Source organism: Desertibacillus haloalkaliphilus, from assembly GCF_019039105.1.
Classification (GTDB): Bacteria; Bacillota; Bacilli; order Bacillales; family KJ1-10-99; genus Desertibacillus; species Desertibacillus haloalkaliphilus.
In genome coordinates, this window is record NZ_JAHPIV010000225.1 from 1 (window position 1) to 405 (window position 405).

General features: G+C 37.3%; 1 protein-coding gene. It reads left to right on the forward strand.

Annotation, left to right across the window (positions count from 1 at the left end; translation table 11 throughout):
* A partial coding sequence (locus KH400_RS21660) for a flagellin family protein (protein ID WP_498067640.1) occupies positions 1 to 405 on the forward strand: 405 nt, incomplete at both ends.

The window sequence follows — 405 nt, forward strand, 5'->3', positions numbered from 1 at the left end:
GTACTCGATGCGGCCAATGGAACAAAACAGCCAGAAGATTTAGCTGCTATCGGAGTGGAAATTGGTCAGATGAAGAATCAAATCATTGATGCAATGAACACGCAGATGTTAGGTAAGTTTGTTTTTAATGGGACGAATACAAATGTTAAACCAGTTGTAGAGAATGCAGATGGTACTTTTACATTTAACTTTGAAAACTATACAAATGCAAACGTGGTTCAGTCGAACATTTCTGATGGAATCACATTAAATGTGAATTCAAATCCTCTTTCAGCTTTTGGTGGGCAATCTGCCAGTGGTCAAAATGTCATTGAAATGCTGACTGACTTAGAAAACTCATTTAAAAATGGAACGTTTGCGAATTCTGACGATGCATTAGGGGATATCGATCAGTTTAAAGAAGTG